General features: G+C 63.7%; 4 protein-coding genes. All 4 read left to right on the forward strand.

The genetic code is table 11. The annotated features are described in order from the left end of the window. Positions 1–117: 117 nt before the first annotated feature. Genes ACZI8Q_RS09120 through ACZI8Q_RS09135 form a run of 4 tightly spaced genes read left to right on the forward strand, consistent with a single transcriptional unit; the run spans position 118 to position 4,383 of the window. The gene (locus ACZI8Q_RS09120; protein ID WP_463373202.1) at positions 118–483 is read left to right on the forward strand and encodes a chorismate mutase family protein; all 366 of its coding nucleotides are present in this window, start codon (positions 118–120) and stop codon (positions 481–483) included. Then, positions 480–2,546: an aminodeoxychorismate synthase component I gene (pabB, locus tag ACZI8Q_RS09125; protein WP_463373203.1), complete on the forward strand. Its 2,067-nt coding sequence runs from the start codon at positions 480–482 to the stop codon at positions 2,544–2,546. Before ACZI8Q_RS09120 ends, pabB begins: the two co-directional genes overlap by 4 nt. A gap of 2 nt (positions 2,547–2,548) precedes the next feature. Then, positions 2,549–3,448: a prephenate dehydrogenase/arogenate dehydrogenase family protein gene (locus ACZI8Q_RS09130; protein WP_463373204.1), complete on the forward strand. Its 900-nt coding sequence runs from the start codon at positions 2,549–2,551 to the stop codon at positions 3,446–3,448. Beyond that, positions 3,448–4,383 (forward strand): diiron oxygenase, encoded by a 936-nt coding sequence (locus tag ACZI8Q_RS09135; protein WP_463373205.1) that lies wholly within the window; start codon positions 3,448–3,450, stop codon positions 4,381–4,383. Before ACZI8Q_RS09130 ends, ACZI8Q_RS09135 begins: the two co-directional genes overlap by 1 nt. The last annotated feature ends 27 nt before the right edge of the window (positions 4,384–4,410 follow it).

Here is a 4,410-nt window from a genome sequence, read left to right on the forward strand (position 1 = left end):
CACACCCATCGGGAAAGAAAGTCTCAACCTGACATCGAGATTACAGGAAGGGTTCGGAAAGCTCTTCGAACACAGTGCGAGCCAAGTCGAACAGTGGGGTCGATGATGTACTTTTCCGTGGAAGATCCGAACGGCAATGACGACCGAAACGGCAATTCAGGCCCTGCCACTCCAGCGGAATCGGCATTGCTGAAGCTCGAGAGTCTGCGCGCCGAACTCGACGAGGTCGACGCGACGCTTCTCGAGACGGTGCGCGCACGCCTCGAGGTGTGCCTGCGGATCGGATATCTCAAGAAAGAAGCCGATATCAGTGTGATGCAGCCGGCCCGGATGGGGCTGGTGCACGACCGCGCCCGCGATTTCGCTAACACTCACGGTCTCTCGCCCGATTTCTTCAATATCCTCTACGAAGTTCTGATCGCAGAAACATGCCGCTTGGAGGAACAGATCATCAACGCCGACTTTGCGAGCGATCCAGAATGAACACCCGCACCCTCCTGATCGACAATTACGACTCGTTCACCTACAACCTGTTCACGTTGTTGGTCGAGGTGAACGGTGAACCACCGACGGTCGTGCACAACGACGTTCCGTGGGAGTCGATCGACTGGGAACGCTACGACAACGTCGTCATCTCCCCCGGTCCCGGACGGCCGGACCGGCTTCGTGACTTCGGCATCAGCAGACGGGTGCTCGAGGAGACACAGCTGCCGGTGTTGGGCGTGTGCCTCGGTCACCAGGGCCTCTGTCAGTTGTTCGGGGCACGGGTCGGTTTGGCCCCGGAACCCATGCACGGACGGGTGTCGATGGTCGAACACAACGGTGCCGAGCTGTTCGAGAACATTCCGTCGCCGTTGCCTGTGGTGCGTTATCACTCTCTGATCGCCGACGAACTGCCGGACGACATCGAACCGACCGCCTGGACCTTGGACAGGATCCCCATGGCAGTGCGGCACCGGCGCCGGCCATTCTGGGGCGTGCAGTTCCATCCGGAGTCGATCAGCACCTCATACGGCCGGGAACTGCTCGCGAACTTCCGCGATCTGACGCCTACACGTCGGGGCACCGAATCTCGCCCCAACCCGATCCGAGTTCCACTACGGCACGCGCCCTACGTTGTGGCGAGAGTATGCGTCGAGCACGAAGCCGACCCGACCGCCACGTTCGAAAGGCTGTTCGCAGACGGCCCGAACGCGTTCTGGCTCGATGGCACGTCGGCGTCCGAACCGCAATCTCGGTTCAGCATTCTGGGGAACTCGTCAGGGCCGCGGGCGGAGTACATCACCTACGACGTCGACGCACAGATCGTGCAGATAGTTCGCGAGGGTCTGCCGGCGGAACAGGTGCACACCTCGATCTTCGACTACCTCGAACGTCAACTGCGCGCCCGCGCCGTGCCGGGCATGCCGGGGTTGCCGTTCGGACTGGGGTATGTCGGCTTCCTCGGCTACGAACTGAAAGCCGAGACAGGAGGCCGACGCACACATTCTGCTCGGACCCCCGACGCCGCTTTCGTGTTCGCCGATCGCGCCGTGGTCATCGATCACTCCAACGACCGCACCTACGCGTTGTGCCTGAGCGATCGCGGTGACGACCCGGAGATGCGGCGCTGGCTCGCCGAGACCGAGTCGGCCTTGCGCCGGCTGGCGGAACCGGACCACGAACCACTGACCGCCCCTGTCATTCGAAACGTGGAACACGCGGAACTCGAACTGCGTCACGATCACGACGAGTACCTGCTACGAATCGGCCAGGCTCTCGAGGAGATCCGTGTCGGCGAGTCGTACGAGGTGTGCCTGACCAACATGGCGCGGGTGGGACGAACAATCGATCCACTGCCTACGTTCGAGCATCTGCGCAGTATCAGTCCGGTGCCCTACAGTGCGTTCCTCGGCTTCTCCGGCCTGTCGGTGCTGAGTGCCTCACCCGAACGGTTCCTGCGGATCGGCGCCGACCGTGTCGTCGAATCGAAACCCATCAAGGGCACCCGACCGCGTGGGGCCACACCCGAACAGGACGCGCGCCTACGTCAGGATCTGCTCGACAGCGAGAAGGACCGTGCCGAGAACCTGATGATCGTGGATCTCACGCGCAACGACTTGACGCACGTATGCGTGCCCGGGTCAGTACACGTTCCCTCACTGTTCGACGTCGAAACGTATTCGACGGTGCATCAACTCGTGTCGACCGTGCGCGGCACTCTGAGCCCCGACCATTCTGTGATGGACTGCGTGCGTGCTGCCTTCCCCGGTGGCTCCATGACCGGAGCGCCGAAAATCCGGACGATGGAGATCATCGACCGACTCGAGGAGGGCCCACGGGGAGTCTACTCCGGAGCGATCGGCTACTTTTCCCTCACCGGCACCGCAGACCTGTCGATCGTGATCCGCACGATCGTGGCAACCGAGGACGAGGTCACGTTCGGCATCGGCGGTGCCATCACCGCCCTGTCCGATCCGGAAGAGGAATTCGACGAGGCCATCGTGAAGGCATCCGCGATGTCACGTGCCATATCCGTGGCGGTGGATCACCCAGGTGAGGCGTAGTCGTGACGCCCGGTGGGCACCCGGATTCGGCCGTCGTCGTCGGCGGAGCGGGGGCCGTCGGGTTCATGATCGGTGACGTGCTCCGGAAGGCCGGTACGGACGTCACCGTCGTCGACAAGACTGCGCGGGCGCCCGTCGCCGACGGCACCTACGTATGCGGTGACATCACCGCTCCCGGCACGCCATTGAAGAGGATTCTCCGAGATGCCCGCGTCGTCGTCCTTGCGGTATCCGAGCAGGTGGCACTCGATGCCTTGCCCGAACTTGCCGGATCACTGTCGGCCGAGGCGGTTCTGGTGGACACGCTGTCGGTGAAATCACGCTTTGCCGACGCCTTCCACACCAGCGCACTCGAGTGCGCCGCCGTGGGCGTCAACCCCATGTTCGCGCCCGGTCTCGACCCGAACGGGCGGCCAGTCGCAGCGGTCACGTACCGTCCCGGAACCGGCGTGGATCGCGTGCTGACCACCTTCGCCGGATCGGGAGCCACGGTGGTCCGGCTCGAAGCCGAGCGGCACGACCGACTCACCGCGCTCACGCAGGCGTTGACTCACGCGAGCATTCTGTCGTTCGGGCTTGCGCTGGCCGACGAAGACCTCGACCCTGCCGACCTCGTCGCCATCGGCACCCCGCCTCACCTGCTGTCGCTTGCCCTGCTGGCGCGACTCTCCGGTGGCACCCCGGAGGTGTACTGGGATGTACAGGCGGGTAACCCGTACGCAAAGCAGGCCCGGCGTGAACTCGCCGATGCCGTCACCGCACTGAGTGAGGTGGTCGACAATGGTGACGAAGCCGGGTTCGCGAGGATGATGGAACGTGCGGAATCCGCACTGGGCGCCGAGTCCGACGCGTTGCGGACAACCTGCGCGGAGGTGTTCACCGAACTGGGACGGAGACACTGATGACGCTCGTGGATCCACACGATCGGGTGGAATCAGCTGTCGTCCGCGGCCTCAGTCGATCGTGGAGCCGTCGTGCGACGGTGAAAAGGCCCGAACCCGATCTCGACGACCTGTTCGACCTCCGCAAGCGTGACTACCCGGACGCGCTGCTCCCGTTCGCCGACCACGACACCTTCCGCAGCTTGGACACCGACCAACAGGACCGGCTTCGTTCGTGGGCGTGGATCGCGTTCAACAAGAACGTGATGGACGTCGAGGAGTACGTGGTCAATCCGGGCTTCGATCTTGTTGCCCACGACGGTCTCGATTCCGGGATCGGCGAAACTATGGCCTTGGCCGTGCACCAGGCAATGGTCGACGAGCAGTACCACACGTTGATGCATCTGAACGCGAGCGCCGTCATGCGTCGCCGAAGGGGCTGGTCGATGCCGAACAAGGCCCTACCGGATGTGCGCACGGTCCGTCGGCGTCGCGAGGTCACCTCGTCCGAGCCGGACCCGCGACGCCGCGCGATCGGCACGCTGGCCTACATGACGGTTGCCGAAATCTCGATCAGCGCCTACCTCGATCTGATCTCCGAGGACGAGGAAATACAGCCCGTCAACCGGGCCACTGTCGCCCTGCACAATCGTGACGAACGCGCACACGCCACCATCGCAGACGACATCGCGGGTGTCGTCTACGACACCTTGAGCGCGACTGAGCGGGACCTGTACCTCACCGGACTCGTCGACGCCATGACGGCGTTCGCCGGCAACGATTTCGCTGCGTGGCACCGCATCGTCGAAATGGAACGGGTGCCCGGTGGCCGCGCGATGATCGACGACGCGGCGCACGACGGCGAGCACCGGAATCTCGTTCAGGACTTCACCGGGATCCGGAAACTGTGCAATCACGTCGGCGCCGCAGACCGGATCCAATTCGACTGGACCTGATCCGCGGCGCCGACCTCAGCGCTTCGA

The sequence above is a fragment of the Rhodococcus quanlei genome (assembly GCF_055231015.1).

What these genes read in the sequence shown, in the direction of transcription:
- pabB (WP_463373203.1), top strand. Translation starts at nt 480, where the DNA reads ATGAACACCCGCACCCTCCTGATCGACAATTACGACTCGTTCACCTAC.
- ACZI8Q_RS09135 (WP_463373205.1), top strand. Translation starts at nt 3,448, where the DNA reads ATGACGCTCGTGGATCCACACGATCGGGTGGAATCAGCTGTCGTCCGC.